Here is a 25003-nt window from a genome sequence, read left to right on the forward strand (position 1 = left end):
GAGGGTCATTTCACGCGGAGCATTAGATGCACACGCACCACGCCTACACGCTGCGCAGCGGCCAAAAGCTCATTGCTGGGCCGCGCGCGCTTGTCATGGGCATTCTCAACGTCACCCCGGATAGTTTTTCCGATGGCGGCACCCACGACAGTGTCGAGACCGCCCTCGCCCACGCGCAAGCCATGGTCGCCGAAGGCGTGGACATCATCGACATTGGCGGCGAAAGCACGCGCCCCGGCCACGCACCTGTCTCGGTTCAGGAAGAGCTCGATCGCGTGATCCCTGCGATTGACGCCATACGCACCGCTGGCATCACCACGCCCATCTCCATCGATACGATGAAGCCCCTCGTCGCCGATCAGGCCATTCAGGCCGGCGCTGACATCATCAACGATGTGAACGGGCTGCAGGCTGATCCCTATATGGCCGACGTCGCCGCCCTCTACGGCGTGCCGACCATTGCCATGCATTGGGACCGCAGCTGGACCGCCGAAACGGACGTCATCCCCGCCATGATCGCCTTCTTCAACCAAACATTGAAGATCGCCGCCGACGCGGGCCTTGCGCGCGAAAACCTCATTCTGGATCCAGGCTTAGGCTTCTCCAAAACCCTGAATCAAAATTACAGCATCCTGCGCCAACTCTCTGAATTGATTCGCGCTTTCCCAGACCTCGCCACACTCGTCGGCACCTCACGAAAGTCGATGATCGGCAAAGTGCTGGGCAACGAACCGAGCGAGCGCTTGGCAGGAACTTTGGCCACCACGGTTGCAGGTTACGAGCGCGGGGGCCATATCTTCCGCGTCCACGATGTTCGCGCCAATTCTGATGCGCTGCGCATCGCCCAAGCTACGCTCTACGGCCCCGAGGAGACCGCTCCATGACCACCCCATTCACCGGCGACCGTATCATCCTCAATGATCTAGGCTTTTTCGGCTATCACGGCCTCTTTGAGGAAGAAGCCAAGCTGGGCCAACGCTTCTTCATCGATTTGCAGTGCGGCGTCGATCTCAGCCCGTCCGGCGAAACCGACACCATCACCTCAACCGTCAGCTACGCCTCGATCTATGACGTAGTGAAAGCCGCCTTTGAGGCCAAGCGCTTCAACCTGATTGAAGCCGTCGCCCACACCATCACCACTGCCCTCTTCGCTGAGTTTCCTGACATCAACTGGATCATTTTGCGCCTGCGCAAACCCTCGGCCCCCATCGCTATGGTGTCGGGCGAAGCGGCAATTGAAATTCATCGCGTGAGACCAAACTAATGGCAAAAGCCTGGCTCAGCCTTGGCGCCAATATCGGCGACCCAGCCGCCCAACTCGAGCAAGCCATCGCGCTACTCGATGCGCACGACCACATCACCATCACCAAGCAATCAAGCGTCATTCGCACGAAGGCTTGGGGCAAGACCGATCAGCCCGACTTCGCCAATATGGCCGCAGAAGTCGAGACCGACCTATCGCCCGTCGATCTGCTCCACGCTTGCCTCGACATCGAGCGCGACATGGGGCGCGTGCGCCACGAAGTCTGGGGCCCACGGCTCATTGATATTGATGTTGTGGCTTACGAGCGCGTGGTGATGGATACGACCAAGCTCATCTTGCCGCATCGTTTTGCCCATGAGCGGGACTTTGTTCTCGACCCGCTCACGGAGATTTCGCCAGAAACGGCGCAGTGGATTGTGGAACGCACGCGTTAACGCAGCGCGTCCACCACAGCGATAGCCACGTCGAATTCGACGCGGCGTTTGGCCCGGCGTTCCATCGCTTCATCATCTTCGCCCCAAAGGCGATTCTGGTGATCTTCGTCGACATGCGCCGCGTCCCACACATCATTGGCTGTCAGCAGCTGATGAAGGTAAGCGATAGCCAGAAGACCGGAGCCGGTAATGCCGGTGATCGATACAAGCGCGGTCAGCGTCAGCAGCCCCTGCCCTTCAAGACCTGCATCGAGCTTTTCAAGCGTCGCCTTGGGCTGATCCTGATGCAGAATGCCAACTGTCGGCTGGAAGGCAACGTCGAAGTGCCGTGCCAGCTTCACCAGCGCACCGTCCCAGAGCTTGTCCTGCTCTTCTACCAATTCCTGCGGAGCATCGGCACGATAGAGCAACAAATCACCAGCTGCGAACTTGACCACTTCAGCGCGGAAGGCCGGAGCCATGTCGTCGCCGCTCTCGATCGCCGAATTGATCAGGCGAACTGTCGGCATGGTCGCCGGGTCGATAAACTCGCCCTGCGCCGCCCATTCTTCAGCCATCGCCTGAGCCATGGACTGAACCGGTACGACAATCGGCTTTTTGTGGCCGGGGGTTTTGGTCTGCTTGCCGTCAAGCGTGACGACAAAGCCGTCCTCAACCCGCGCCACGTCCACTTCCTTATAGAAGCGCTTCGGCAGTTCGGTCTGCTGCAAATGCTGTGCGCGACCGTAGCCGTCCTCCATGTGCTTGTGGGCTTCTTCAAGCTGGTCGCGCATGTCAGTTCTCCAATACTTGGTCGATAGCGGCCGGCAGGTCTTCGTATCTCTCGATAAGAATGTCCGCGCCAGCTCGGATCAGATCATCCGGCTCATGATAGCCCCACAGCACGCCAATAGCCTTGGTGCCTGCGGCCTTGCCCATTTCGATATCGAATGTGGTGTCGCCGATGATCACAGTCTGATGCGGCTGAGCGCCCGTTTCCGCCATAGCGGTCAACATCATGCTGGGATGCGGCTTGGATGGGTTATTGTCCGGCGTCTGCAGCGTCGAAAAATAGTGTTCGATACCATGCATCTGCGTAATGCGATGCACACCACGCAAGCCCTTACCAGTGGCAATGCCAAGCAGCGTTTCCTGCTGCGCATGCAAAAGGTCCAGCGTTTCGCGCGCGCCGGGATAAAACCCCTCGCGCTCCGCGCCGGTCGTCAGCATCGCCCGATAGCGGCTGCGATAGTCTTCGGCCATCTGCTCAGCCAATACCATATCGTCCGAGCCCATAAGGGTAGCGATAGCATTGGGGAGCGACAGGCCAATCACACGACGCGACTGCGCGGGCGTCGGAGGCGTTAGCCCCGCGCCCACGAAGGTTTGCGTCATATGTTCAGAAATCAAGGACTGGGTGTCGATCAACGTCCCGTCCATGTCGAACATGACGAGCCTCAAATGTCCGTCTCCGGATCATTCTTCTGCACGTCATAGCGGTCAGCATCGAAGCCAAGCGCTTCCCAGCTCTGACGCATATGGTCCGGCAGAGGCGCCGAGATATCGAGCTTCTTGCCGTTACGCAGTGGGATCGCTAGGCGACGCGCATGCAGGTGCAGGCCTTCGCCGAGCCCCGGCGCTTCCTGCCAGTTCTCAATATTGAAATAGCGCGGATCGCCGATGATCGGCGTACCGTTCTGCGCCATGTGGACGCGCAACTGGTGCGTACGCCCAGTCACTGGCTTCAGCGTCACCCAAGCAAAGCGGCGGCTTGCCGTTTCTGTGGTCGAGAAATAGGTCGAGGAGTGAACAGCGCCCGGCGCACCATTACGCACCACAACCATCTGTTCCCCGTCCTCAGTCGCCTGCTTGGCGAGGAAGCACGAGATTTCGCCCTGACGTGGGGTCGGATTGCCCGCCACCAGCGCCCAATAAATTTTGCGCGCCGAACGCGAGCGGAACACGGCACCAAAGTGCTTGGCCGCCTGAGCCGTCTTGGCCACAACGAGACACCCGGAGGTATCGCGGTCGAGACGGTGCACGAGGCGCGGCGCTTCACCGAGCTTGTTCGGCAGGTTCTTCAGCAGACCATCGAGGTGACGAGTGGTGTTGGTACCGCCCTGCACGGCAAGGCCTGCAGGCTTGTTGAAGACGTAGATATCGTCATCTTCATAAATGATGATGTCTTCCAGGAACCGCACATCGTCTTCATTCACCTTGAAGGCACGAACGGTATCCGGATCATCGATCGGCGGAATGCGCACGGTCTGACCTTCGGAAAGGCGCGTGCTGGTCTCGACCTTCTTTTTGTCGACCTTCACTTCGCCATTACGAATGATCTTCTGCAGCCGCGCGAAACCCAACTGGGGGAAATGCCGAGCGAACCACCGGTCCAGACGCATACCATCGTCGTCTGCTGTTACTTCACGATGTTGTACGCCGCTCATGCTGTTCCACCTTTGGTCATTAGAAGCCCGAGATATAGCCCTATGAGACAAACCACAACCGACAAGGCGACATAGATCACCGCCTGCGCCAGCGCGCCGCGCTCAATCAACGAAATTGTATCCAGAGAGAACGACGAAAACGTCGTAAAGCCGCCCAAAACGCCGACAGCGAGAAACAATCTGATGTCTTCGGCATGGGGCGGCAAGAATCGCGCGAGCAGCCCAACCAGCACGCCCATCGCCAATGATCCCGAAACATTAGCGACAAGTGTTGCCACCGGGAAGGTGCCGAACCAAAATCGTCCGACACCAAGCGCTAGGCCATAGCGGGCCATAGCGCCCAACGCTCCACCGATCCCGACAAGCGCAAAGTGCTGGATCATGATTTCTTATCACGTTCACGTTTAGCCGCGCGCAAACGGTCAAAATAGTCGACGCGCTTTTTCAGATCGCGCTCAAACCCGCGCTCCACCGGCTCGTAGAATCTCTGCCGACCAATCTTTTCCGGGAAATATTCCTGCCCCGAGAACGCCTCTGGCGTGTCGTGGTCATAAATATACCCCTCCCCATAGCCCTCGCCCTTCATCATCTTGGTCGGGGCATTGAGGATCACCATCGGCGGCGTTGGCGATCCCGAGGTTTTCGCAAGCGCACGCGAGGCCTTATAGGCGGTGTAGATCGCGTTCGACTTGGGCGCGAGCGCCAAATAGACCACGCAATTGGCCAGAGATAGCTCACCTTCGGGCGAACCGAGCATCTGATAAGCGTCTCTCGCCGCCACGGCGTGAACAAGCGCCTGCGGGTCCGCTAGGCCAATATCCTCCGAGGCCATGCGAATAAGACGCCGCGCGAGGAACAGCGGGTCCTCCCCCGCCTCCAGCATGCGATTGAAATAATACAGCGCCGCATCCGGGTCCGACCCCCGAATGGTTTTGTGCAGCGCCGAGATCAGATTGTAATGCCCGTCCTGCGCCTTGTCATAGACCGGCGCACGCCGCTGCACGACCGTCAGCATGCTCGTTGGGTCGAGCACTTCGCCGTCCTGTGCCGAAGCGAGCAGCTCCTCCACCAGCCCGAGCATAGCGCGTCCATCGCCATCCGCGAGCGTCAGCAGCGTCTCACGCGCTTCTGGCGTCAGCGGCAGCGCAATCCCAAGATGCGTTTCGGCCCGCTGCAGCAGCTTTTCCAGATCCCCCGCATCAAGCGACTGGAACCGAAGCACTTGGCTCCGCGAGTTCACCGCCGCATTGAGTTCAAACGAGGGGTTTTCTGTCGTCGCCCCAACCAGCACCACCGTGCCGTCTTCCATCACCGGCAGAAAACTATCCTGCTGGGCCCTGTTGAAGCGGTGAATCTCATCGACAAACAACAGCGTGCGGTGCCCCGTCTGCCGTTCAAATCGCGCCGTCTCAAAAACCTTTTTAAGGTCCGCGACCCCCGAAAAGATCGCGGAAATCTGCACGAACTTATAGCCGATCTGATCGGCCAAGAGACGCGCCACAGTGGTCTTGCCCGTGCCGGGAGGCCCCCACAAAATCAGCGAGCCAAGTCGCCCCGAGGCTAACATGCGGCGCAGTGTGCCGCCCTCACCCAACAGATGCGTTTGTCCGATGACCTCATCGAGGTTTTGCGGACGCAACTGGTCGGCGAGAGGCCGGGCTCTATCAGTATCAGCAGGATCTGCAGCGAATAGATCAGACATGCCCGACCATTAGCAGGTTCCCTTCAAGCTTTCACTAGCCGCTCACGATGAAACGGCTGACCCGACCATCACGCTGAAGAATAATCTGCCATGTCCGCGTCCGCTGCGATGCCATTTGCGCAAAGCTGGCCGCATCCGTCATCTGAACCTCATTGAGCTCCAGAATAATGTCGTCAACTTGCAAGCCCATGGCGTCAGCAGGCGAGCCGCGAACCACCTCGGTCACCATGATCCCCTGCGCGTCATAGGCAAGCCCCTTGGCTTCCGCCAATGCCGGGTCGAGCTGACGCACAGTAATGCCTGAGAAGCGGCTATTGGCGTCGATCGTTGCCACGCTATTGGCATCGGTCTGCGGCGCACTCTCAACCAAGAAGTTCACCGTCTCACTCACCCCGCCGCGCAACCGCTCCAGCTGCACAGTCTCGCCGAGGGGCCGCGTCGCCAACCGGAAATTAAATGCTGCAGGGTCCTCAACGCGCAACCCGTCGATAGACAGGATAACATCGCCCGGACGGAAGTCCGCGCGCGCCGCCGGACCGCTCGGCGCCGTCTCCGTAATCATCGCACCATACGGCGTATCCATAGCCAGGCTCTGCGCAATATCGGCGGTCACCTTCTGCAGTTTTGCACCGAACCAGGGCCGGATAATCTCCCCACCCACAGCCCCCGCGTCAGCCACCACGCGCGCCATATTCGCTGGAATGGCAAAGCCGATACCCACCGAACCACCCGAGCGCGTGTAGATCGCCGTATTGATCCCCACCAGACGCCCATCCATATCGACCAGCGCCCCGCCGGAGTTCCCCGGATTGATCGCCGCATCCGTCTGGATGAAAAACTCATAGTCCGACACATCAACGCCGGTCCGCGCCAAGCCAGAAACAATACCGCTCGTCACCGTCTGCCCAACGCCAAACGGGTTCCCGATGGCCAGCACCAGATCCCCAACGAGCAGATCGTCGCTGTCTGCAAACTCAAGCGCTGGGAATTCCACCCCAGCCGTATCCCGCACCTTCAGCACAGCAAGGTCCGTCTGTTCGTCCTGAACCACAACATCAACCGCGAACTCGCGCCCATCGCTGAGTGAAATCCGCACGTCGGTCGCGCCTTTGATGACGTGAACATTCGTCAGGATCACCCCGCCCTCGCCCACGATCACACCCGAACCGAGCGATTGAGATTCGCGGGGCCGTGTCTCGAAGAAATTTTGCCCGAAGAAACGCGAGAAAAACGGATCGGACGCAAAAGGCGAAGCCAATTGCTGCTCAATGCGCGTCGCATAAACGTTCACCACCGAGGGTGATGCAGCCTGAACAATCGGCGCAAACGACAATTGCACTGCCGCTTGCGACTGCGGCACCGCCCGAAGTGTGGCCCCGCTTTCTTGCGCCACACTGGGCGCACCATTGTGCAAACCCGCAAAACCAAGGCTTGCCGCGACCGCAACGCCGACCACAGCGACTGACGAAAACATGAGATTGCGCAATGACATACCGGATACCTCGGAATCAAAACTCAAGGTCAAACCTGAGCTAATCTATCCCCCTAAAAGGCCTCGTAATTCTGTCATGAAAATGACCTTTAAACATTGTTGTTTCGAGGACGAAATTATCGTTTGCGCCCGGGGGCAAGCGGTCCTATATGCAGCGCTCATTTCATAAGTTTCCATCGAGGAAACCGGGAGCTTTACCACCCTCGGAAACGTTGTGACCCTTTCATAACTCCAGCCCCGAAAGGCCTGTTGTCCAATGACCGACGAGCCGAAGACCGTGTACGCCAACACCTCCGCACTGATTGCGGCTGAGGCACCGGATTATCCCTCATTTCTTTTCTCGGAGCGGGAGTTCCACAAGGCCGTAAAGGTCTTCAAGAAGGGCTTTGACGGCCTTCTCACCTATGCCGTTAAGTGCAACCCTTCCCCACACATCATTGCCCAGCTGCATGCTGAAGGCCTGAAGGCGTTCGACGTTGCCTCGAACACCGAAATGGAACTCGTGCGCGATTACGCGCCGGGTGCCGTCATGCACTACAACAACCCGATCAAGAACAAGCGCGAAATCGCCCGCGCTTATGAAGAGTTCGGCGTTCGCTCTTTCACCATCGACCACCCACAGCAGCTCGACCAGCTCGCCTCCGTCGTCGGCCCAAGCCGCGACGTTGAAGTGACCACTCGTTTCAAGGCCGGCAAGGCGCTGAAGTCCTATGACTTCGGCATCAAGTTCGGCGTCATGGAACAGGGCGCAGCGGAAATCGTGCAGGCCGTCGAAAAGATGGGCTACACACCAAGCCTGTGCTTCCACGTCGGCAGCCAGTGTGAAGACGCTTACGCCTATGAGCGCCACATTGCAGCAGCATCGCGGATCGTCGAAGAAGCTGGCATCGAACTCAAGCGCCTCAATATCGGCGGCGGCTACCCAGCCCCCTACCCGACCAGCGAAGCGCCTCCGATGAGCCACTACTTCGACACCATCAGCCAGGCCGTCTCCGATCACTTCGGCAAGACCAAACCTGAGCTGATCATCGAACCCGGTCGCGCTCTCGTCACTTCCTCGACCTCGCTACTGCTGCGCGTAAAACATCAGCGCGGCGGTCAGGCTGTCTACGTCAACGACGGTGCCTATGGCTCGCTGATGGAAGTGAAGTTCATGCACTTCACCCCACCACTGCGCGTCTGGCGCGGCCCACGTGTCCACGACAACAATGGCGAATTCTCCGAATTCACCATCTGGGGCCCAACCTGCGACAGCTATGACGTTCTCCCACAGGTCTTCACCTTGCCGGCGGATATCGATGAAGACGATTGGATCGAATTCGGTCTGATGGGCGCCTACACCCAGGCCTCCCTCACCCCGTTCAACGGCTTCGATCGCCGCGACCAATACTGGGTCGACGAAATCTACACCGGCAAGGACATGGCTCCCGCCGAGTAAGGATTTTTATCCTACGCCAAATTACAAAACGCCCTTGGGAAACCGAGGGCGTTTTGCTTAGCACGTCCTACCCCCCACCAGCCGCCACCCCGGGCTCGGCCCCAGATCTCTCTGCGCCGACCTGCCGTCGCTTTATGGAACTCCTCACTCGCCAGTGGCGCTCATCCCACTGACCCGCTACCCTATCCGCTCAAAAGTCGCGAGAGCACCGATGCACATCCCGCCCCTATCCGATTTCGGAAACCGCATCATGATCCTTGGCCCCACCAACGCGGGCAAATCGACCTTCACCATCGCGCTCGCAAACAAGCTCGGCGTGCCAGCCATCCACCTCGACCGCTATCGGCATTTGCCCAACACCATGTATGAGCAACGCCCCGACGCCGACTTCAAAGCGCTCCATGACGAAGCGGCCGCTCTCGACGGCTGGGTCATGGACGGCAGCTACTCCGCTCACTTCCCGGTCCGCCTCCCCCGCACCACAGGCATCATCGTTTTGGATGCAAACCTGCAGAAGCGCGTCAGCCGCTACATTTGGCGCACGATGTTCCAGAAGGACCGCCCCGGCGGTCTCGAAGGCAATCAGGACAAACTGACGCTCGAAATGTTTCGATGGTTATGGACAACCCGTGACCGCACCGTCGCCGTCCGGGACTGGGTGAAACTGAGCGGCAAGCCCTATGTCTTTACGCGCAACCCGCAAGAAACAGCGGCGCTCTACGCCGCCTGGAACCTCAAAAACCCGCATGCTTAAATCCGGACAACAAAAAACCGACCCCAGTTTCCTGAGGTCGGTTTCAAAGAGCTTATTCGCTGAGCCTAAGGCTCAATGAATTATGCTGCTTCCGATTCATCAGATGCGAAGGATGGACCGGAGTCCAGGCCCTTTGCATTGACGTCGCGGTCAACGAATTCGATGACTGCGAGCGGAGCATTGTCGCCGTAGCGGAAGCCAGCCTTCAGAATGCGGATGTAACCGCCCTGACGCTCAGCATAACGTGGGCCGAGGGTCGAGAAGAGCTTCTGAACCTGACCTTCGTCACGGATCTGAGCGATTGCCTGACGACGAGCGTGCAGGTCACCGCGCTTGCCGAGGGTGATCAGCTTTTCTACGATCGGACGCAGATCCTTCGCCTTTGGAAGGGTGGTGACGATCTGTTCGTGCTTGATCAACGCAGCAGCCATGTTTGCGAACATGGCCTTACGGTGAGAAGAAGTGCGGCTAAACTTGCGGCCGGAATTACCGTGGCGCATGGTGGTCTCCTAAAAATCGTGGCAGCGCCGGATCAATAATGATCTTCGTAGCGCTTAGCGAGGTCATCGATATTCTCGGGCGGCCAATTTGGCACGTCCATCCCGAGATGAAGCCCCATCTGTGCCAGGACTTCCTTGATTTCATTGAGCGACTTACGACCGAAGTTCGGCGTACGAAGCATTTCGGCTTCCGTCTTCTGGATGAGGTCGCCGATATAAACGATGTTGTCGTTCTTGAGGCAGTTTGCCGAACGAACCGACAGCTCGAGCTCGTCGACCTTCTTGAGCAATGCAGGGTTGAAGGCGAGTTCCGGAACAGTGTCCTGGGCCTTTTCCTTGCTTGGCTCTTCGAAGTTGACGAAGACCGAGAGCTGGTCCTGGAGAATGCGGGCGGCATAAGCCACTGCATCTTCCGGCGACACTGCACCATTGGTTTCGACCTGCAGGGTCAGCTTGTCCTTGTCGAGGCTTTCGCCCGCACGGGTAGCATCAACCTTATAGCTCACACGGCGAACCGGCGAGAAGAGAGCGTCAACTGGGATGTACCCAATTGGAGCGTCTTCAGGACGATTCTTGTCGGCTGGGACATAGCCCTTGCCGGTGTTAACGGTGAACTCGATGTTGATCTCAGCGCCGTCGTCGAGATGGCAAATAACCAGCTCTGGGTTCAGCACTTCGATATCACCGGATACCTTGATATCACCTGCGGTAACAGCACCCGGGCCCTGACGTGTGAGAGTGAGGCGCTTAGGGCCTTCACCACCCATCTTCAGGGCGATTTCCTTGACGTTGAGCACGAGGTCAGTGATGTCCTCACGCACGCCCGGCAAGGACGAGAATTCGTGCAGGATGCCGTCGATCTGGATGGCGGTAACAGCCGCACCCTGAAGAGACGACAGCAGCACGCGACGCAGAGCATTGCCAAGGGTGAGGCCGTAACCGCGCTCAAGCGGCTCGGCAACTACCGAGGCCACGCGCGCGTTGTCGCTGCCCGAAACAATGTCCAGCTTGGTCGGCTTGATCAGTTCCTGCCAGTTCCTCTGGATCGTCACGGTATGGTCCTTTCAAATTAGCGGCCGCTAGAGCCGCTCCGCCGCAAACACAATAGAACTGCCGACCCGAAAAGGCCGGCAGCTTTCCAATGGTGTAATTAGACGCGACGACGCTTACGCGGACGGCAGCCGTTGTGCGGGATCGACGTTACGTCGCGGATCGACGTTACGTTGAAGCCAGCAGCCTGCAGAGCGCGCAGGGCCGATTCACGGCCTGAACCTGGACCACGAACTTCGACCTCAAGGGTCTTCATGCCGTGTTCCTGAGCCTTCTTTGCAGCGTCTTCTGCAGCTACCTGAGCAGCATATGGGGTCGACTTACGCGAACCCTTGAAACCCATCACGCCCGAGGAGGACCACGAAATCGTGTTACCCTGCATGTCAGCGATGGTAACCATCGTGTTATTGAACGAGGCGTTCACGTGAGCGACGCCAGAGGTGATGTTCTTGCGCTCTTTGCGACGGACGCGCGCGACTTCAGCTTTTGCCATAAAGGTCCTCTTGGGTATCGGCGCTGCCGTAATACCAGCAGCTCCACCATGGAAGTAGCGGCCCAAACCTCCCAGGTTTGCCCGCCCCTCCAAATTCCAACACCGTTCCGCTTATGCGGACGCGGTAATTACTTCTTCTTGCCTGCGATCGGCTTCGCTGGACCCTTACGGGTACGAGCGTTGGTGTGGGTGCGCTGACCACGGACCGGGAGGCCACGACGGTGACGCAGACCACGGTAGTTACCAAGGTCCATAAGACGCTTGATGTTCATCGCTACGGAACGGCGAAGGTCGCCTTCCACGATGTACTCGCGATCGATAGCTTCACGAATCTGAATTACTTCAGCGTCGCTCAGCTCATTAACACGGCGTTCAGCCGGGATATTAACCGACGTGCAGATATCGGTAGCGAACTTAGCGCCAATACCGTGAATATACTGCAGCGCGATAACAACGCGCTTGTTGGTCGGGATATTGACGCCAGCAATACGAGCCACGTCTGCTCTCCTTCATTCACACGCGCCGTCACGGCGGGTGCCTTTAAACAACAAGGGACCGGATTTCGACCCCCAACGATTGCGAGGAACCGAATCCAGCCCATTGATCCATGAGACTGATGCGGTTCTTTAAGGATAAGACCGGCCAGAGTCAACTGCCCTGCCCGGCCTTAGGAATTACTTACCGAGTGCCGTTTTAATGGCTCCGGTGACCTGGTCAACCGGTTCCATACCATCGACAGCCTTCAGCAGACCCTTAGCGGTGTAATACTTCACCAAAGGGGCTGTCTGTTCAGCATAGACGCCCAGACGATTGCGAAGAACCTCTTCGTTGTCGTCTGCACGGGCGCCGCCCGATTCCTTAGCGCGATTGATAACACGCTTTACCAGTTCGTCAGCCTCTGCCTTGATCTCAACAACAGCATCAAGAGCAATACCCTTGTCTGCCAGCATCTGATCAAGCGCTTCAGCCTGAGCAATCGTGCGCGGGAAGCCATCGAGGACGAACCCCGACTTGCAGTCCTCTGCATCGATACGCTCGGAAACAATACCGTTCACAATCGCATCAGAGACGAGATCACCACGGTCAACCACTGCTTTAGCTTCGAGGCCAAGAGGGGTTTGCGCGGCAATAGCCGCGCGCAGGATGTCGCCAGTAGAGAGCTGAGGGATACCGTAAGATTCTACGAGAATCTTAGCCTGTGTCCCCTTCCCTGCTCCCGGCGGCCCCAGAAGAATCAATCTCATCGACGCTTACCTCCGAGACGGGACTTTTTCAAAAGCCCTTCATATTGCTGGGCAACCAAATGGCTCTGGATTTGGGTAACCGTATCCAAAGTCACCGTGACCATGATCAGAAGCGATGTTCCGCCGATGAACTGGCTGACGGCCAGCTGGCTGAAGAACACTTCTGGCAAGAGGGCCACGAAGGTTAAGTACAGTGCGCCAGCCACGGTAATGCGGGTCAACACATAGTCGATGTGAGCCGCAGTCCGTTCACCCGGACGAATGCCCGGAATGAAGCCACCAGAACGCTTGAGGTTGTCAGCCGTCTCGGTGGGGTTGAACACTATCGCCGTGTAGAAGAAAGCGAAGAAGATGATCAAGAAGGCAAATAGCGCCATATACAGCGGTTGCCCGCGGCCTAGTAGCGCAGTGACGGTTGTCAGCCACCCTGGAGCGTCGCCCTGAGCCGCAAACGACGCGATTGTCGTCGGCAGAAGCAGCAGCGAAGAACCGAAGATCACGGGAATCACACCAGCGGTGTTGAGCTTAAGCGGCAGGTGCGAGGTATCGCCCTGGAACAGCTTATTGCCAACCTGACGCTTGGGATACTGGATCAGCAAGCGGCGCTGAGCGCGTTCAAAGAACACGATGATTGCGATCACGACGAGAGCCAGAAGCAGCATGCCGATGCCTGCGAAGGCTGGCAGAGCGCCTGTACGGCTCAACTCGAGGGTCTGAGCGATAGTCGAAGGCAAGTTTGCCACGATACCAGCAAAGATGATCAGCGAAATGCCGTTACCGACACCGCGCGAGGTCATCTGCTCGCCCAGCCACATCAGGAACATAGTACCACCGACGAGGGTGATCACGGTCGAAATACGGAAGAACCAGCCTGGATTGAGAACCACGCCCTGGCTGCCTTCCAGACCAACGGCAAGGCCGTATGCCTGAACCGCGCAGAACAACACCGCCAAATAGCGGGTGTACTGGTTCATCTTGCGGCGACCCGCCTCCCCTTCCTTCTTCAGCGCTTCGAGACGCGGCGAAGCGGTCGCAACCACCTGCACAACGATCGAAGCAGTGATGTAAGGAATCAGGTTGAGGGCGAAAATTGCCATACGCTCAACAGCACCACCGGAGAACATGTTGAACATGCCGATGATGCCCTGCTGCGACTGTTCAAAAGTCGCGCGGAAAGCGTCAGGGTCAATACCTGGAACAGGAATGAAGGTGCCCAAACGATAAATAAGCAGCGCTCCCAGTGTGAACCAGATGCGCTGCTGCAGGGCCTTGGCCTTCGAAAAGGTCGAGAAACTTAAATTACGTGCCAGCTGTTCGGCTGCGGACGCCATATACCGCTCCTATGGCTTGAATGCCAAGTGCGCTCGGAGCGCCTAAGGAGCATACTAAATTGCCGCCCAGACGCAACAAACCAAAAAAGCGCACCCGGCCTCACGACCGGGTGCGCTCACTGACTGGATTAGACAGTGCGTGCTGGCTTCTTCCAGGTTTCCTTCACTGGGATCAGCTCAATCTTGCCACCAGCAGCTTCGATAGCTGCGGCAGCGCCCTTGGTTGCATAATCCACCTTGAAGGTAGCCTTGGAAGCCTTGAAGCCTTCTGCGCCGATCAGACGTACACCGTCCTTAGCGCGGCGGATAACGCCAGCAGCAATCAGAGCTGCCGAGTCGATAACTGCCTTGGCATCAAGCTTGCCAGAGTCGATGTAAGCCTGGATGCGGTCAATGCGAACTTCGTTGAAATCCGAAGGATTCCAAGCATTGAAGCCACGCTTTGGCATACGCATGTGAAGGGGCATCTGGCCGCCTTCAAAGCCGTTGATCGCAACACCAGAACGTGCAGTCTGGCCCTTGCCGCCACGGCCGCCGGTCTTACCAACGCCCGAACCGATGCCACGGCCCACGCGAACGCGGACCTTGTTTGCACCTGGGTTGTCGCGAAGTTCGTTCAAACGAGTCATTGTTCTACCGACCTTCTCTTACTCGCCGACGACGCGGACGAGGTGCCCGACCTTATTGATCATGCCACGTACTTCTGGCGTATCAATGAGCTCGCGCTGCTTGTTCATCTTGTTCAGCCCGAGACCGATAAGGGTCGCGCGCTGGCTCTTTTCGCGGCGGATTGGCGAACCAACCTGCTTCACGATAATGGTCTTTTGATTGGCCATAGTTGTGTCTCCTGGCCGGTCTTACGCTTCGACCGAAGCTTCGCCGCGGCGAGCTTGCAGTTCCGAAACCTTAAGGCCGCGACGGGCAGCCACGGAACGTGGGCTATCAACGCGCTTGAGCGCATCGAAAGTAGCACGAACCATGTTGTACGGGTTAGCCGTACCCTGCGACTTAGCAACGATGTCGTTGATACCAAGCGTTTCGAAAACCGCACGCATTGGACCACCGGCGATGATACCAGTACCCGGAACGGCTGCACGCAGGATCACCTTACCAGCGCCGTGGCGACCGGTAACATCGTGATGGAGCGTACGTGCGTCGCGGAGCGGCACGCGGATCATCTGGCGCTTAGCCTGTTCGGTTGCCTTACGGATCGCTTCAGGAACTTCACGGGCCTTACCGTGACCGAACCCAACGCGACCCTTCTGGTCACCAACTACGACGAGGGCAGCGAAACCGAAGCGACGGCCGCCCTTCACTACCTTAGCCACACGGTTGATGTGGACCAGGCGATCGACGAACTCGCTTTCGCGTTCTTGAACGTCTCTGCTCATAATCTTCTCTTCCTCGCCGTATTAGAACTGCAGACCGCCCTCACGGGCAGCGTCTGCAAGGGCCTTAACACGGCCGTGATAGATGTAGGCGCCGCGGTCGAACACCACTTCGGTCACGCCAGCCTTCGAACCGCGCTCAGCAATCAGCTTGCCAATTGCAGCAGCGGCTTCGGCTGTACCACCGTTGGTGATGGTTGCACGAACGTCCTTGTCGAGCGTCGAAGCGGCAGCGAGTGTGCGGCCAGCTGCGTCGTCGATGATCTGTGCGTACATATTCTTGCCTGAACGGAAAACCGACAGACGTGGGCGACCGAAGGCACGAGCCTTGAGCGCCTTGCGGACACGAGCCTTGCGGCGGTCCGCACCCTTTGCAGAAATAGCCATAGGTGGCGCTCCTTACTTCTTCTTGCCTTCTTTGCGGAAGACCTGCTCGCCAGCGTAACGCACGCCCTTGCCCTTGTAGGGCTCAGGGGGACGCCAGCTGCGGATCTCAGCCGCAACCTGGCCAACAGCCTGCTTATCGATGCCAGTTACGACGATTTCCGTCGGAACCGGCACCGCAAGCGTGATGCCTTCAGGAGCGTTATAAATCACTTCGTGGCTGAAACCGAGCGAGAGCTTAACGTCCTTGCCCTGCATCGCGGCGCGGTAACCCACGCCCTGAATTGCCAACTTCTTTTCGAAGCCTGCGCTCACACCGGTGACCATGTTCTGGATCAGCGCGCGTGTGGTGCCCCAGGCAGCGCGAGCAAAACGGCTATCATTTGCAGGAACAACGGAGATACCGTCGTCGCCCTGCTCTACGTTGACGATATCCATGAGCTGGAGGCTCAGTTCGCCCTTCGGGCCCTTTGCGGACACGGTACGACCATCGATCGTTACCGTAACACCGCTAACCGGGGCCACCGGTTTCTTGCCAGTACGTGACATATTCTTTCCTTGAGTAATCGTCTTACCGTACTTCTAAGCCAAATGGCTTAGAAGACGCGGCAGAGTACCTCGCCACCCACATTGGCAGCCTTAGCTTCGTGGTCGGCCATCACACCCTTAGGGGTGGAGAGGATCGACACGCCGAGGCCATTAGCAACCTGTGGAATATTCTTGACGGAGGCGTAAACGCGACGGCCCGGACGCGACACGCGTTCGATGGTGCGGATAACGCCTTCATTGTCAGAATACTTCAGTTCAATTTCGTATTCGGCAGCGCCGTTTTCGAACTTGGTTTCCGAGTAGCCGCGAATAAAGCCCTCGGACTGAAGAACGTCCAGCACACGACCACGGAGGGTCGACGCTGGGGTCGTTACGGTGTTCCGGCGACGCATTTGTGCGTTCCGGATACGGGTCAGCATATCGCCGATTGGATCGGAAAAGCTCATCTTAGTTTCTCCTTACCAGCTCGACTTTACCAGACCCGGGATGAGACCCAAGTTGCCCAGCTGACGCAGGGCAATACGGCTCATCTTGAGCTTGCGGTAGTAAGCGCGCGGACGGCCCGACACTTCACAACGGTTGCGAACGCGGATCTGAGCCGAGTTGCGTGGAAGTTCAGCGAGCTTCAAGCTTGCCTTGAAGCGTTCTTCAATCGGCGTTTCCTGGTTCATCACAGTTGCCTTCAGCGCAGCGCGCTTATCGGCATACTGAGCGGCCAGAACTGCGCGCTTCTTGTTCTTTTCAATGGAACTGGTCTTTGCCATATCCTGATCCTCTATCCCTTCCCTATCCGCTTACGCGCGGAATGGGAAGTTGAAAGCCTTAAGAAGCGCACGCGCTTCATCATCTGTACGGGCTGTGGTGCAAACCACGATATCCATACCCCAAACCTGATCGATCTGATCATAGTTAATTTCTGGGAAGATGATGTGTTCCTTGATACCCATGGCGTAGTTGCCACGGCCATCAAAGGCGTTCGGGTTGAGGCCACGGAAGTCGCGCACGCGAGGCAAAGCGATGTTTACTAGGCGGTCCATGAATTCATACATGCGGACGCCACGAAGGGTAACCTTCACGCCCAGCGGCATGTTTTCACGTACCTTGAAGCCTGCAATCGACTTGCGAGCGTAGGTGATGATTGGCTTCTGACCAGCGATGAGTTCCATCTGCTCAGCAGCGGACTTCACCTTCTTGGTGTCAGCAACGGCTTCACCAACGCCCATGTTCAGGACGATCTTTTCCAGGCGCGGAAGCTGCATGACGTTCTTGTACTCGAACTGCTTGAGCAGCTCGGGCTTGATCGATTCGTCATACTGGGTGCGCAGGCGCGGAACGTAAACGGTCTCAGCCATTGATCGCATCTCCGGTGGTCTTAGCAACGCGGGTCTTCACGCCATCGGTGATCTGGAAACCAACACGGGTTGGCTTACCATTCGCGTCTGCAACTGCAAGGTTCGACAGGTGGATCGGTGCTTCTTTCGAGAAGATACCGGAGTCCTGCGTAGCAGTCTGCTTCTGGTGGCGACGTACAAGGTTGATACCCTGTACGAGCGCACGGTTTTCGGTCGGGAAGATCTGCAAGACCGAACCGGTCTTACCCTTATCCTTACCTGCAAGGACGACTACCTTGTCGCCCTTCTTAATCTTGGCGGCCATTACAGCACCTCTGGGGCGAGCGAGATGATCTTCATTTGGTTCTTAGCGCGAAGTTCACGCGGAACTGGTCCGAAGATACGGGTGCCGATTGGTTCTTTCTGATTGTTCAGAAGAACTGCGGCGTTCTTGTCGAAACGGATGACGGTGCCATCTGGGCGACGGATGTCGGTTGCGGTGCGAACGACCACAGCCTTCATTACCTGGCCCTTCTTAACGCGGCCACGCGGAATAGCGTCCTTGACCGAAACGACAATAATGTCGCCGACCGAGGCGTACTTGCGATGCGAACCGCCCAGCACCTTGATGCACATTACTCGCTTGGCGCCGGAATTATCGGCGACGTCGAGGTTGGACTGCATCTGGATCATGACTGGATGCCTTCTAGTTTGTCGGCAGCACCGCTAAACGGTGCGCCGACCTATTGTTTCTCTTACGCAGACACGGAAGAAGAAGCGTTATCCTGGACCAGAGCCCAACGCTTGTTCTTGCTGATCGGCGCAGTTTCTTCGATCCAAACGATCTGACCGATTTTCGCGACGTTATTTTCGTCGTGAGCATGGTACTTCTTGGAACGACGCACGGTCTTTTTCATAACCGGGTGCGTGAAACGGCGCTCGACACGAACCACGATGGTCTTGTCATTGGCGTCGGAGACCACAGTCCCCTGCAAAACGCGCTTTGGCATGGGTTTTATTCCTTACTTAGCTGCGTTCTTTTCGGCGAGGATGGTTTTGATCCGCGCGATATCGCGACGGACTTCCTTCACCCGAGCCGGCTTTTCCAGTTGCTGGGTAGCACGCTGGAAACGCAGGTTGAACTGTTCTTTCTTAAGGTCGACGAGCTGGTCTTTCAGTTCGTCTGCGGTTTTGGCCCGCACATCACTGGAATTCATCACTCGTGTTCCTTAGTCAGCAATACGCGTAACGATACGCGTGGTGATCGGCAGCTTCATTGCACCGAGGCGAAGTGCCTCCTTTGCAACGTCTTCTGGTACGCCGTCAATCTCAAAAACGATACGACCAGGTTTTACACGTGCAGCCCAGTACTCCACGGAGCCCTTACCCTTACCCATACGGACTTCGGTAGGCTTCTTGGAAACAGGCAGATCCGGGAAAATACGGATCCAAACACGACCCTGACGCTTCATTTCGCGAGTGATCGCGCGACGCGCAGCTTCGATCTGACGGGCAGTAACACGTTCTGGCTCAGTGGCCTTCAGTGCGTACTGACCGAATGCGAGGGTGGTACCGCCCTTGGCTTCGCCATGGATACGGCCCTTGTGGGCCTTGCGGAACTTAGTTCTCTTTGGTTGCAGCATAATGAACTAACCTTCTTATGCGCGTTCGCGATCGCGGTCGCCACGCTCATGGCGTGGAGAACGCTGACCAGCACCTTCGCCACCTTCGGTAGCGCGACGCTCGTGAGCCGACGGATCATGCTCAAGGACTTCGCCCTTGAAGACCCAGACCTTGATACCGATGATGCCGTAAGTGGTTGCGGCTTCTGCAGTACCGTAGTCGATGTCAGCACGGAGGGTGTGCAGTGGAACACGGCCTTCGCGGTACCATTCGGTACGAGCGATATCGGCGCCACCAAGACGACCACCAACGTTAACGCGGATACCACCAGCGCCCATACGGATCGCTGTCTGAACCGCACGCTTCATAGCGCGACGGAATGCCACACGGCGTTCCAGCTGCTGGGCAATGCCCTGAGCAACCAGAGTCGCGTCGGTTTCCGGCTTGCGCACTTCAACGATGTTGATGTGCACTTCGCTATCGGTGAACTTCTTCACCTTGGCGCGGATCTTGTCGATGTCTGCGCCCTTCTTGCCGATCACAATGCCTGGACGGGCAGTGTGGATCGACACGCGGCACTTACGGTGCGGGCGTTCGATAACGATCTTGGAAACCGCAGCTGCCTTGAGCTCTTCCATGAGCATGGAACGAATCTTCAGGTCTTCCTGAAGAAGCGTGCCGTACTCACCACGGTTTGCGTACCAGCGGCTGTCCCAAGTGCGGTTGATACCGAGGCGGAAGCCGATTGGATTGATCTTCTGACCCATTATGCGGCCTCCTCAACTTGACGGACGACGATCGTCAGGTGCGAGAATGGCTTCTCAACACGAGCCGACTTGCCGCGACCACGAGCGTGGAAGCGCTTCATAACCAGCGAGTTACCGACGAAGGCTTCGGCAACAACGAGAGCGTCGCTGTCGAGACCGTGGTTGTTTTCAGCGTTGGCGATGGCGCTTTCCAGCACCTTCTTCACCTGGCCGGCGATACGCTTGTGGCTGAACTCGAGGTCGGACAGAGCACGCTCTACCTTCTTACCACGGATCAACTGCGCGACGAGGTTCAGCTTCTGAGGGCTGATACGCAGCATGCGCAGTACAGCCTTAGCCTCGTTATCCTTGAGAGCGCGCTCAGTCTTTGGCTTGCTCATCTTACTTCCTCTTGGCCTTCTTGTCGGCCGCGTGACCGTAGTAGGTACGGGTCGGCGCGAATTCACCGAACTTGTGGCCAATCATGTCTTCAGTCACGAGGACTGGGACGTGCTTCTGACCATTGTGAACGCCGAACGTGATACCCACGAACTGCGGCAGGATCGTCGAGCGACGCGACCAAATCTTCACCACTTCGTGGCGACCAGATGACGCAGCCTTCTCGGCCTTCTTGAGCAGGTAACCGTCTACGAACGGCCCCTTCCAAATCGAACGGGTCATGTTGTTACCTGCCCTTCTTCACGTGACGGCTACGAACGATAAACTGGTCCGTTGCCTTGTTGGTACGCGTACGCTTGCCCTTAGTTGGCTTGCCCCACGGAGAAACCGGGTGACGGCCACCAGAGGTACGGCCTTCACCACCACCATGTGGGTGGTCGACCGGGTTCATGGTAACACCACGGTTGACTGGCTTGCGGCCGAGCCAACGGTTGCGACCTGCCTTACCGAGCGAGGTGTTAGCGTGGTCCTGGTTGGACACAGCACCAACAGTCGCAAGGCAAGTGCCGTGAACGCGACGCTGTTCACCCGAGTTCAGGCGAAGGATCGCCCAACCGGAGTCACGGCCAACGTACTGAGCATAGGCGCCAGCAGAACGAGCGACCTGACCACCCTTGCGAGGCTTCAGTTCGATGTTGTGCACAATGGTGCCGACCGGCATGCGCTCGAGCGGCATTGCATTGCCTGGCTTCACGTCGACTGCGTTCATGGACGATACAACCTTGTCGCCAGCAGCAAGACGCTGTGGAGCAACGATGTAAGCCAGTTCGCCGTCTTCGTACTTAATCAGAGCGATCCAAGCGGTACGGTTCGGATCGTATTCGAGACGTTCTACGGTCCCGACTGCGTCGAACTTAACGCGCTTGAAATCGATCAAACGGTACGAGCGCTTGTGACCACCACCACGGTGGAAAGCAGTGATGCGGCCGGTGTTATTACGACCACCGGATTTGCTGAGGCCTTCGGTCAAAGCCTTGACCGGTGCACCCTTCCACAGTTCCGAACGATCAGTCGTAACAAGCGTACGACGGCCTTCAGAGGTGGGATTGTAAGTCTTTAGAGCCATTTTTGTCTCTTATCCCTTAGAGGCCGGTCGAGATGTCGATCGACTGACCTTCGGCCAGGGTCACAACTGCCTTCTTGACGTCGTTGCGAACACCAACACGACCACGGAAGCGCTTTACCTTGCCCTTGCGGACCAAAGTGTTAACAGCCTTCACCTTGACCGAGAAAAGCTGTTCAACAGCTGCCTTGATCTCAGTCTTGTTCGCGTCAATAGCAACATCGAAAACGACCTGGTTGGCTTCAGAAGCCATGGTCGACTTTTCCGTCACGACTGGGTTGCGGATAATGTCGTAAGCGGCAAGCTTGTTCATGCGAACCTCGCTTCGAGCGCTTCAAGCGCTGCCTTGGTGAGGACGAGCTTGTCACGCTTCAGGATCGAAACAACGTTGATCCCCTGCACCGGCAGCACGTCGATATTTGGGATGTTGCGAGCAGCAAGAGCGAAGTTCTGGTCAACGGTTGCACCGTCGATGATCAGAGCGTTAAGCCATTCCAGCTTGCCGAAAGTGGTGCGCAGAGCAGCAGTCTTAGCCTGAGCCTGTGCAACGCTGTCGAGAACGATCAGCGAGCCTGCAGCAGCCTTAGCCGAGAGAGCATGCTTGAGAGCCAAAGCACGGACCTTCTTTGGAAGATCGATAGCATGGCTACGCGGAGTTGGACCGAATGCACGGCCGCCACCACGGAACTGAGGAGCCTTACGGTCGCCGTGACGAGCGCCGCCAGAACCCTTCTGCTTTACAAACTTCTTACCGGTCAGTGCACCTTCAGAGCGGTTCTTGACGTCGTGGGTGCCAGCCATAGCCTTAAGCTGCTGGTAGCGAACCATACGGTGAAGAAGGTCAGCACGGACTTCAAGGCCGAACACGGCGTCCTGAAGTTCAACCTTGCCTGCGGACTTACCGTCGAGAGTGGTTACCTGGAGTTCCATTTACTTCGATTCCCCCGCAGCAGCGGCTTCGAACGAACCCGGAAGGGCAACGTTCGCGGGAGCCGGCTTCTTGACGGCGTCCTTGACCATGATCCAAGCACCCTTGGAGCCCGGAACAGAACCCTGAACCATGATCAGACCACGTTCTACGTCGGTCTTCACAACAGTGAGGTTCTGAGTGGTGATGCGACGGTCGCCCATGTGGCCCGGCATCTTCTTGTTCTTGAAGGTACGGCCTGGGTCCTGACGCTGACCGGTCGAACCGATCGAGCGGTGAGAGACAGACACACCGTGCGACGCACGAAGACCGCCAAAATTCCAGCGCTTCATACCGCCGGCAAAGCCCTTACCGATAGAGGTACCGGTCACGTCGACCAGCTGACCTTCGGCAAAGTGATCGGCCTTAAGAGTTGCACCAACCTCGATGAGGTTATCAGCGTCAACGCGGAATTCCGCGACGCGACGCTTCGGCTCAACCTTAGCGACAGCATACTGGCCACGTTCGGCCTTGCTGACGTTCTTGGCCTTTGCCTGGCCGGCGCCGAGCTGCAGGGCTACGTAGCCATCCTTCTCGGCGGTCCGCTGAGCTACCACCTGGCAGTTTTGCAGGCTCAGCACCGTTACAGGGACGTGGGATCCGTCCTCTGCAAAGATGCGGGTCATGCCCAGCTTCTGTGCGATCAATCCAGAACGCATAGGTTCTTACCTTTTCAATTGGCGCGCTGCCGGGTCATGGTTTCAGAGGACCCTTTTAACGGCAGGCGCGGAAACTTGTATGCTTTAGAGCTTGATTTCGACGTCGACGCCGGCGGCGAGGTCAAGCTTCATCAACGCATCGACCGTTTGAGGGGTCGGATCCACAATGTCAAGCAAACGCTTGTGGGTACGAATCTCAAACTGCTCACGCGACTTCTTATCGATGTGCGGCGAGCGGTTCACGGTGAACTTGTCGATGTGGGTCGGCAGCGGGATTGGACCGCGAACCTGAGCACCCGTACGCTTGGCGGTGTTGACGATTTCACGAGTCGACGTATCGAGCACGCGATGGTCAAACGCCTTGAGGCGAATGCGAATATTCTGACCGTTCATCTTTTAAATCCTGACAAAAAGGATCGCGGCGCGCAACAAAGCACGCGCCGCGAGTGTCAAATTGTTCTTACTTCAGGATCGTAGCTACGACGCCCGAACCAACAGTACGGCCGCCTTCACGGATAGCGAAGCGGAGCTTCTCTTCCATAGCGATCGGAACGATAAGCTGAACGTTGATATTCAGGTTATCCCCAGGCATCACCATTTCGGTGCCTTCTGGAAGGGTAACAATGCCGGTCACGTCGGTTGTACGGAAGTAGAACTGAGGACGGTAGTTACCGAAGAACGGAGTGTGGCGACCGCCTTCTTCCTTGGTGAGGATGTAAACCTCAGCAGTGAAGTCGGTGTGTGGCTGTACGGAACCTGGCTTGCAGAGAACCTGGCCGCGCTCAACCTGAGTGCGGTCGATACCACGGATCAGCGCGCCAACGTTGTCGCCTGCCTGACCGGAGTCGAGCAGCTTGCGGAACATTTCAACGCCGGTAACGGTGGTCTTCTGGGTTGCCTTGATGCCGACGATTTCGACTTCTTCGCCAACCTTGACGATACCACGTTCAACACGACCGGTCACAACAGTACCGCGACCCGAGATCGAGAACACGTCTTCGATCGGGAGCAGGAACGGCTGGTCAACTGGACGTTCTGGCTGTGGGATGTACGCATCAACAGCGGCCATCAGTTCGAGAACAGCGTCATGGCCGAGAGCCTTGTTGCTGTCTTCGAGAGCTGCGAGAGCCGAGCCCTTGATGACTGGGATGTCGTCGCCTGGGAATTCGTACGAAGACAGAAGTTCACGAACTTCCATTTCGACGAGTTCGAGCAGTTCAGCGTCGTCAACCATGTCGCACTTGTTCAGGAACACGACCAGTGCTGGAACGCCAACCTGGCGAGCGAGCAGGATGTGTTCGCGAGTCTGTGGCATTGGGCCGTCAGCAGCCGACACAACCAGGATCGCGCCGTCCATCTGAGCAGCGCCGGTGATCATGTTCTTAACATAGTCAGCGTGGCCTGGGCAGTCGACGTGTGCGTAGTGGCGGTTCGCGGTTTCGTATTCAACGTGCGAAGTGTTGATGGTGATACCGCGTGCCTTTTCTTCTGGCGCGCTGTCGATCGACGCATAGTCCTTGAACGCTGCGCCGCCGGATTCAGCCAAAACCTTGGTGATCGCTGCGGTCAGCGAGGTCTTGCCGTGGTCAACGTGACCAATGGTGCCGATGTTGCAATGCGGCTTGGAGCGGGAAAATTTTTCCTTACCCATCGATTTTCTCCAAAATTGTCAGCGCAATCGCCGACTTAAAGTTGAGATTAGTTAG

39 protein-coding genes are annotated in these 25003 nt (G+C 57.5%); 5 read left to right on the plus strand and 34 right to left on the minus strand.

Annotation, left to right across the window (positions count from 1 at the left end):
- Positions 1 to 26 precede the first annotated feature (26 nt).
- The 3 genes from folP to folK are packed head-to-tail and all read left to right on the plus strand — an operon-like array spanning position 27 to position 1698.
- Positions 27 to 884, plus strand: coding sequence for a dihydropteroate synthase (gene folP / locus H4N61_RS10120; protein WP_182393915.1), 858 nt, complete (start codon positions 27 to 29; stop codon positions 882 to 884).
- Positions 881 to 1264 carry a dihydroneopterin aldolase gene (folB, locus tag H4N61_RS10125; RefSeq protein WP_182393916.1) on the plus strand — a complete coding sequence of 128 codons (384 nt, stop codon included), beginning with the start codon at positions 881 to 883 and terminating at the stop codon, positions 1262 to 1264. Before folP ends, folB begins: the two co-directional genes overlap by 4 nt.
- Positions 1264 to 1698: a 2-amino-4-hydroxy-6-hydroxymethyldihydropteridine diphosphokinase gene (gene folK, locus H4N61_RS10130; RefSeq protein ID WP_169194870.1), complete on the plus strand. Its 435-nt coding sequence runs from the start codon at positions 1264 to 1266 to the stop codon at positions 1696 to 1698. Before folB ends, folK begins: the two co-directional genes overlap by 1 nt.
- Here the strand turns inward: folK and H4N61_RS10135 are convergent.
- From H4N61_RS10135 to H4N61_RS10160, 6 genes are read right to left on the minus strand one after another with little or no spacing between them, the layout of a single operon-like run.
- Positions 1695 to 2471 carry an ATP12 family protein gene (locus tag H4N61_RS10135; RefSeq protein WP_169194871.1) on the minus strand — a complete coding sequence of 259 codons (777 nt, stop codon included), beginning with the start codon at positions 2469 to 2471 and terminating at the stop codon, positions 1695 to 1697. The genes folK and H4N61_RS10135 overlap by 4 nt on opposite strands.
- Position 2472: 1 nt before the next feature.
- On the minus strand, positions 2473 to 3126 hold the full coding sequence (locus tag H4N61_RS10140; protein WP_182393917.1) for an HAD-IA family hydrolase: 654 nt from the start codon (positions 3124 to 3126) through the stop codon (positions 2473 to 2475).
- Positions 3127 to 3134: 8 nt separating this feature from the next.
- Positions 3135 to 4124, minus strand: a complete 990-nt coding sequence (locus H4N61_RS10145) for an RluA family pseudouridine synthase (RefSeq protein ID WP_169194873.1) — start codon at positions 4122 to 4124, stop codon at positions 3135 to 3137.
- Entirely contained in the window at positions 4121 to 4507 is a 387-nt protein-coding gene (gene crcB, locus H4N61_RS10150) for a fluoride efflux transporter CrcB (protein ID WP_210337000.1), read from the minus strand. Before crcB ends, H4N61_RS10145 begins: the two co-directional genes overlap by 4 nt.
- On the minus strand, positions 4504 to 5826 hold the full coding sequence (locus H4N61_RS10155) for a replication-associated recombination protein A (RefSeq protein ID WP_169194874.1): 1323 nt from the start codon (positions 5824 to 5826) through the stop codon (positions 4504 to 4506). Before H4N61_RS10155 ends, crcB begins: the two co-directional genes overlap by 4 nt.
- A gap of 34 nt (positions 5827 to 5860) precedes the next feature.
- Positions 5861 to 7318 carry a Do family serine endopeptidase gene (locus tag H4N61_RS10160; protein WP_248305945.1) on the minus strand — a complete coding sequence of 486 codons (1458 nt, stop codon included), beginning with the start codon at positions 7316 to 7318 and terminating at the stop codon, positions 5861 to 5863.
- Between the two features lie 256 nt (positions 7319 to 7574).
- Here H4N61_RS10160 and H4N61_RS10165 point away from each other — a divergent pair, with 256 nt between their 5' ends.
- Both H4N61_RS10165 and H4N61_RS10170 read left to right on the plus strand, forming a co-directional pair.
- A complete protein-coding gene (locus H4N61_RS10165) occupies positions 7575 to 8756 on the plus strand; it encodes a type III PLP-dependent enzyme (protein WP_169194875.1) in 1182 nt (393 codons plus the stop codon).
- Between the two features lie 211 nt (positions 8757 to 8967).
- The gene (locus H4N61_RS10170) at positions 8968 to 9510 is read left to right on the plus strand and encodes an isopentenyl transferase family protein (RefSeq protein ID WP_182393918.1); all 543 of its coding nucleotides are present in this window, start codon (positions 8968 to 8970) and stop codon (positions 9508 to 9510) included.
- Positions 9511 to 9590: 80 nt separating this feature from the next.
- Here the strand turns inward: H4N61_RS10170 and rplQ are convergent, their stop codons facing one another.
- From rplQ to tuf, 28 genes are all read right to left on the minus strand, one after another.
- Positions 9591 to 10010 carry a 50S ribosomal protein L17 gene (rplQ, locus tag H4N61_RS10175; protein WP_169194877.1) on the minus strand — a complete coding sequence of 140 codons (420 nt, stop codon included), beginning with the start codon at positions 10008 to 10010 and terminating at the stop codon, positions 9591 to 9593.
- Between the two features lie 32 nt (positions 10011 to 10042).
- Complete coding sequence (locus H4N61_RS10180) at positions 10043 to 11062, minus strand: DNA-directed RNA polymerase subunit alpha (RefSeq protein WP_169194878.1); 1020 nt, start codon at positions 11060 to 11062, stop codon at positions 10043 to 10045.
- A 98-nt stretch (positions 11063 to 11160) separates the two neighbouring features.
- Complete coding sequence (rpsK, locus tag H4N61_RS10185; protein WP_169194879.1) at positions 11161 to 11553, minus strand: 30S ribosomal protein S11; 393 nt, start codon at positions 11551 to 11553, stop codon at positions 11161 to 11163.
- A gap of 128 nt (positions 11554 to 11681) precedes the next feature.
- Positions 11682 to 12050 carry a 30S ribosomal protein S13 gene (gene rpsM / locus H4N61_RS10190; RefSeq protein ID WP_169194880.1) on the minus strand — a complete coding sequence of 123 codons (369 nt, stop codon included), beginning with the start codon at positions 12048 to 12050 and terminating at the stop codon, positions 11682 to 11684.
- Positions 12051 to 12227: 177 nt separating this feature from the next.
- The gene (locus H4N61_RS10195) at positions 12228 to 12797 is read right to left on the minus strand and encodes an adenylate kinase (RefSeq protein ID WP_169194881.1); all 570 of its coding nucleotides are present in this window, start codon (positions 12795 to 12797) and stop codon (positions 12228 to 12230) included.
- The gene (gene secY, locus H4N61_RS10200; RefSeq protein ID WP_169194882.1) at positions 12794 to 14128 is read right to left on the minus strand and encodes a preprotein translocase subunit SecY; all 1335 of its coding nucleotides are present in this window, start codon (positions 14126 to 14128) and stop codon (positions 12794 to 12796) included. The genes H4N61_RS10195 and secY overlap by 4 nt, the downstream gene beginning before the upstream one ends.
- 128 nt (positions 14129 to 14256) lie before the next feature.
- The gene (gene rplO, locus H4N61_RS10205; protein ID WP_169194883.1) at positions 14257 to 14757 is read right to left on the minus strand and encodes a 50S ribosomal protein L15; all 501 of its coding nucleotides are present in this window, start codon (positions 14755 to 14757) and stop codon (positions 14257 to 14259) included.
- Between the two features lie 18 nt (positions 14758 to 14775).
- Positions 14776 to 14964, minus strand: coding sequence for a 50S ribosomal protein L30 (gene rpmD / locus H4N61_RS10210; protein WP_169194884.1), 189 nt, complete (start codon positions 14962 to 14964; stop codon positions 14776 to 14778).
- A 21-nt stretch (positions 14965 to 14985) separates the two neighbouring features.
- Positions 14986 to 15519 carry a 30S ribosomal protein S5 gene (gene rpsE, locus H4N61_RS10215; protein ID WP_169194885.1) on the minus strand — a complete coding sequence of 178 codons (534 nt, stop codon included), beginning with the start codon at positions 15517 to 15519 and terminating at the stop codon, positions 14986 to 14988.
- A gap of 21 nt (positions 15520 to 15540) precedes the next feature.
- A complete protein-coding gene (rplR, locus tag H4N61_RS10220) occupies positions 15541 to 15903 on the minus strand; it encodes a 50S ribosomal protein L18 (protein WP_169194886.1) in 363 nt (120 codons plus the stop codon).
- Positions 15904 to 15915: 12 nt separating this feature from the next.
- Complete coding sequence (rplF, locus tag H4N61_RS10225; protein ID WP_169194887.1) at positions 15916 to 16449, minus strand: 50S ribosomal protein L6; 534 nt, start codon at positions 16447 to 16449, stop codon at positions 15916 to 15918.
- 47 nt (positions 16450 to 16496) lie between these two features.
- Positions 16497 to 16895 carry a 30S ribosomal protein S8 gene (rpsH, locus tag H4N61_RS10230; protein WP_169194888.1) on the minus strand — a complete coding sequence of 133 codons (399 nt, stop codon included), beginning with the start codon at positions 16893 to 16895 and terminating at the stop codon, positions 16497 to 16499.
- A gap of 12 nt (positions 16896 to 16907) precedes the next feature.
- Positions 16908 to 17213, minus strand: coding sequence for a 30S ribosomal protein S14 (gene rpsN, locus H4N61_RS10235; RefSeq protein WP_169194889.1), 306 nt, complete (start codon positions 17211 to 17213; stop codon positions 16908 to 16910).
- A gap of 30 nt (positions 17214 to 17243) precedes the next feature.
- Positions 17244 to 17801 carry a 50S ribosomal protein L5 gene (gene rplE, locus H4N61_RS10240; RefSeq protein WP_169194890.1) on the minus strand — a complete coding sequence of 186 codons (558 nt, stop codon included), beginning with the start codon at positions 17799 to 17801 and terminating at the stop codon, positions 17244 to 17246.
- Positions 17794 to 18105: a 50S ribosomal protein L24 gene (gene rplX, locus H4N61_RS10245; RefSeq protein ID WP_169194891.1), complete on the minus strand. Its 312-nt coding sequence runs from the start codon at positions 18103 to 18105 to the stop codon at positions 17794 to 17796. Before rplX ends, rplE begins: the two co-directional genes overlap by 8 nt.
- Positions 18105 to 18473, minus strand: coding sequence for a 50S ribosomal protein L14 (rplN, locus tag H4N61_RS10250; protein WP_169194892.1), 369 nt, complete (start codon positions 18471 to 18473; stop codon positions 18105 to 18107). Before rplN ends, rplX begins: the two co-directional genes overlap by 1 nt.
- Positions 18474 to 18535: 62 nt before the next feature.
- Positions 18536 to 18790: a 30S ribosomal protein S17 gene (gene rpsQ / locus H4N61_RS10255; RefSeq protein ID WP_169194893.1), complete on the minus strand. Its 255-nt coding sequence runs from the start codon at positions 18788 to 18790 to the stop codon at positions 18536 to 18538.
- A 12-nt stretch (positions 18791 to 18802) separates the two neighbouring features.
- Positions 18803 to 18997: a 50S ribosomal protein L29 gene (rpmC, locus tag H4N61_RS10260; protein ID WP_169194894.1), complete on the minus strand. Its 195-nt coding sequence runs from the start codon at positions 18995 to 18997 to the stop codon at positions 18803 to 18805.
- A gap of 12 nt (positions 18998 to 19009) precedes the next feature.
- Complete coding sequence (gene rplP / locus H4N61_RS10265) at positions 19010 to 19423, minus strand: 50S ribosomal protein L16 (protein WP_169194895.1); 414 nt, start codon at positions 19421 to 19423, stop codon at positions 19010 to 19012.
- A gap of 15 nt (positions 19424 to 19438) precedes the next feature.
- The gene (gene rpsC, locus H4N61_RS10270; protein WP_169194896.1) at positions 19439 to 20170 is read right to left on the minus strand and encodes a 30S ribosomal protein S3; all 732 of its coding nucleotides are present in this window, start codon (positions 20168 to 20170) and stop codon (positions 19439 to 19441) included.
- A complete protein-coding gene (gene rplV, locus H4N61_RS10275) occupies positions 20170 to 20550 on the minus strand; it encodes a 50S ribosomal protein L22 (protein ID WP_169194897.1) in 381 nt (126 codons plus the stop codon). Before rplV ends, rpsC begins: the two co-directional genes overlap by 1 nt.
- A gap of 1 nt (position 20551) precedes the next feature.
- Entirely contained in the window at positions 20552 to 20830 is a 279-nt protein-coding gene (gene rpsS, locus H4N61_RS10280; RefSeq protein WP_169194898.1) for a 30S ribosomal protein S19, read from the minus strand.
- A 4-nt stretch (positions 20831 to 20834) separates the two neighbouring features.
- The gene (gene rplB / locus H4N61_RS10285) at positions 20835 to 21674 is read right to left on the minus strand and encodes a 50S ribosomal protein L2 (protein WP_169194899.1); all 840 of its coding nucleotides are present in this window, start codon (positions 21672 to 21674) and stop codon (positions 20835 to 20837) included.
- A 16-nt stretch (positions 21675 to 21690) separates the two neighbouring features.
- Positions 21691 to 21984, minus strand: coding sequence for a 50S ribosomal protein L23 (locus tag H4N61_RS10290; RefSeq protein ID WP_169194900.1), 294 nt, complete (start codon positions 21982 to 21984; stop codon positions 21691 to 21693).
- Positions 21981 to 22601, minus strand: a complete 621-nt coding sequence (gene rplD / locus H4N61_RS10295; protein WP_169194901.1) for a 50S ribosomal protein L4 — start codon at positions 22599 to 22601, stop codon at positions 21981 to 21983. The genes H4N61_RS10290 and rplD overlap by 4 nt, the downstream gene beginning before the upstream one ends.
- Complete coding sequence (gene rplC / locus H4N61_RS10300; protein ID WP_169194902.1) at positions 22602 to 23297, minus strand: 50S ribosomal protein L3; 696 nt, start codon at positions 23295 to 23297, stop codon at positions 22602 to 22604.
- An 84-nt stretch (positions 23298 to 23381) separates the two neighbouring features.
- Complete coding sequence (rpsJ, locus tag H4N61_RS10305) at positions 23382 to 23690, minus strand: 30S ribosomal protein S10 (RefSeq protein WP_169194903.1); 309 nt, start codon at positions 23688 to 23690, stop codon at positions 23382 to 23384.
- A 67-nt stretch (positions 23691 to 23757) separates the two neighbouring features.
- Positions 23758 to 24948 (minus strand): elongation factor Tu, encoded by a 1191-nt coding sequence (gene tuf / locus H4N61_RS10310; protein WP_169194904.1) that lies wholly within the window; start codon positions 24946 to 24948, stop codon positions 23758 to 23760.
- Between the last annotated feature and the right edge of the window lie 55 nt (positions 24949 to 25003).

Source organism: Devosia sp. MC521, assembly GCF_014127105.1.
Taxonomy (GTDB): domain Bacteria; phylum Pseudomonadota; class Alphaproteobacteria; order Rhizobiales; family Devosiaceae; genus Devosia.

What these genes read in the sequence shown, in the direction of transcription:
- rpmC (WP_169194894.1), bottom strand. Translation starts at nt 18,997, where the DNA reads ATGAATTCCAGTGATGTGCGGGCCAAAACCGCAGACGAACTGAAAGAC.
- H4N61_RS10165 (WP_169194875.1), top strand. Translation starts at nt 7,575, where the DNA reads ATGACCGACGAGCCGAAGACCGTGTACGCCAACACCTCCGCACTGATT.
- secY (WP_169194882.1), bottom strand. Translation starts at nt 14,128, where the DNA reads ATGGCGTCCGCAGCCGAACAGCTGGCACGTAATTTAAGTTTCTCGACC.
- tuf (WP_169194904.1), bottom strand. Translation starts at nt 24,948, where the DNA reads ATGGGTAAGGAAAAATTTTCCCGCTCCAAGCCGCATTGCAACATCGGC.
- H4N61_RS10290 (WP_169194900.1), bottom strand. Translation starts at nt 21,984, where the DNA reads ATGAACAAGCTTGCCGCTTACGACATTATCCGCAACCCAGTCGTGACG.
- rplV (WP_169194897.1), bottom strand. Translation starts at nt 20,550, where the DNA reads ATGAGCAAGCCAAAGACTGAGCGCGCTCTCAAGGATAACGAGGCTAAG.
- H4N61_RS10135 (WP_169194871.1), bottom strand. Translation starts at nt 2,471, where the DNA reads ATGCGCGACCAGCTTGAAGAAGCCCACAAGCACATGGAGGACGGCTAC.
- rpsE (WP_169194885.1), bottom strand. Translation starts at nt 15,519, where the DNA reads ATGAGCAGAGACGTTCAAGAACGCGAAAGCGAGTTCGTCGATCGCCTG.
- rplQ (WP_169194877.1), bottom strand. Translation starts at nt 10,010, where the DNA reads ATGCGCCACGGTAATTCCGGCCGCAAGTTTAGCCGCACTTCTTCTCAC.
- H4N61_RS10155 (WP_169194874.1), bottom strand. Translation starts at nt 5,826, where the DNA reads ATGTCTGATCTATTCGCTGCAGATCCTGCTGATACTGATAGAGCCCGG.
- folB (WP_182393916.1), top strand. Translation starts at nt 881, where the DNA reads ATGACCACCCCATTCACCGGCGACCGTATCATCCTCAATGATCTAGGC.
- H4N61_RS10195 (WP_169194881.1), bottom strand. Translation starts at nt 12,797, where the DNA reads ATGAGATTGATTCTTCTGGGGCCGCCGGGAGCAGGGAAGGGGACACAG.
- rpsJ (WP_169194903.1), bottom strand. Translation starts at nt 23,690, where the DNA reads ATGAACGGTCAGAATATTCGCATTCGCCTCAAGGCGTTTGACCATCGC.
- rplR (WP_169194886.1), bottom strand. Translation starts at nt 15,903, where the DNA reads ATGGCTATTTCTGCAAAGGGTGCGGACCGCCGCAAGGCTCGTGTCCGC.
- folP (WP_182393915.1), top strand. Translation starts at nt 27, where the DNA reads ATGCACACGCACCACGCCTACACGCTGCGCAGCGGCCAAAAGCTCATT.
- crcB (WP_210337000.1), bottom strand. Translation starts at nt 4,507, where the DNA reads ATGATCCAGCACTTTGCGCTTGTCGGGATCGGTGGAGCGTTGGGCGCT.
- rplD (WP_169194901.1), bottom strand. Translation starts at nt 22,601, where the DNA reads ATGGAACTCCAGGTAACCACTCTCGACGGTAAGTCCGCAGGCAAGGTT.
- H4N61_RS10160 (WP_248305945.1), bottom strand. Translation starts at nt 7,318, where the DNA reads ATGTCATTGCGCAATCTCATGTTTTCGTCAGTCGCTGTGGTCGGCGTT.
- H4N61_RS10140 (WP_182393917.1), bottom strand. Translation starts at nt 3,126, where the DNA reads ATGTTCGACATGGACGGGACGTTGATCGACACCCAGTCCTTGATTTCT.
- H4N61_RS10170 (WP_182393918.1), top strand. Translation starts at nt 8,968, where the DNA reads ATGCACATCCCGCCCCTATCCGATTTCGGAAACCGCATCATGATCCTT.
- H4N61_RS10145 (WP_169194873.1), bottom strand. Translation starts at nt 4,124, where the DNA reads ATGAGCGGCGTACAACATCGTGAAGTAACAGCAGACGACGATGGTATG.
- rplE (WP_169194890.1), bottom strand. Translation starts at nt 17,801, where the DNA reads ATGGCTGAGACCGTTTACGTTCCGCGCCTGCGCACCCAGTATGACGAA.
- rplP (WP_169194895.1), bottom strand. Translation starts at nt 19,423, where the DNA reads ATGCTGCAACCAAAGAGAACTAAGTTCCGCAAGGCCCACAAGGGCCGT.
- rplN (WP_169194892.1), bottom strand. Translation starts at nt 18,473, where the DNA reads ATGATCCAGATGCAGTCCAACCTCGACGTCGCCGATAATTCCGGCGCC.
- rplB (WP_169194899.1), bottom strand. Translation starts at nt 21,674, where the DNA reads ATGGCTCTAAAGACTTACAATCCCACCTCTGAAGGCCGTCGTACGCTT.
- rpsS (WP_169194898.1), bottom strand. Translation starts at nt 20,830, where the DNA reads ATGACCCGTTCGATTTGGAAGGGGCCGTTCGTAGACGGTTACCTGCTC.
- rpsQ (WP_169194893.1), bottom strand. Translation starts at nt 18,790, where the DNA reads ATGCCAAAGCGCGTTTTGCAGGGGACTGTGGTCTCCGACGCCAATGAC.
- folK (WP_169194870.1), top strand. Translation starts at nt 1,264, where the DNA reads ATGGCAAAAGCCTGGCTCAGCCTTGGCGCCAATATCGGCGACCCAGCC.
- rpsN (WP_169194889.1), bottom strand. Translation starts at nt 17,213, where the DNA reads ATGGCAAAGACCAGTTCCATTGAAAAGAACAAGAAGCGCGCAGTTCTG.
- rplX (WP_169194891.1), bottom strand. Translation starts at nt 18,105, where the DNA reads ATGGCCGCCAAGATTAAGAAGGGCGACAAGGTAGTCGTCCTTGCAGGT.
- rpmD (WP_169194884.1), bottom strand. Translation starts at nt 14,964, where the DNA reads ATGGCCAATCAAAAGACCATTATCGTGAAGCAGGTTGGTTCGCCAATC.
- rpsC (WP_169194896.1), bottom strand. Translation starts at nt 20,170, where the DNA reads ATGGGTCAGAAGATCAATCCAATCGGCTTCCGCCTCGGTATCAACCGC.
- rpsH (WP_169194888.1), bottom strand. Translation starts at nt 16,895, where the DNA reads ATGAGCTTTTCCGATCCAATCGGCGATATGCTGACCCGTATCCGGAAC.
- rplC (WP_169194902.1), bottom strand. Translation starts at nt 23,297, where the DNA reads ATGCGTTCTGGATTGATCGCACAGAAGCTGGGCATGACCCGCATCTTT.
- rplF (WP_169194887.1), bottom strand. Translation starts at nt 16,449, where the DNA reads ATGTCACGTACTGGCAAGAAACCGGTGGCCCCGGTTAGCGGTGTTACG.
- rpsK (WP_169194879.1), bottom strand. Translation starts at nt 11,553, where the DNA reads ATGGCAAAAGCTGAAGTCGCGCGCGTCCGTCGCAAAGAGCGCAAGAAC.
- rplO (WP_169194883.1), bottom strand. Translation starts at nt 14,757, where the DNA reads ATGACTCGTTTGAACGAACTTCGCGACAACCCAGGTGCAAACAAGGTC.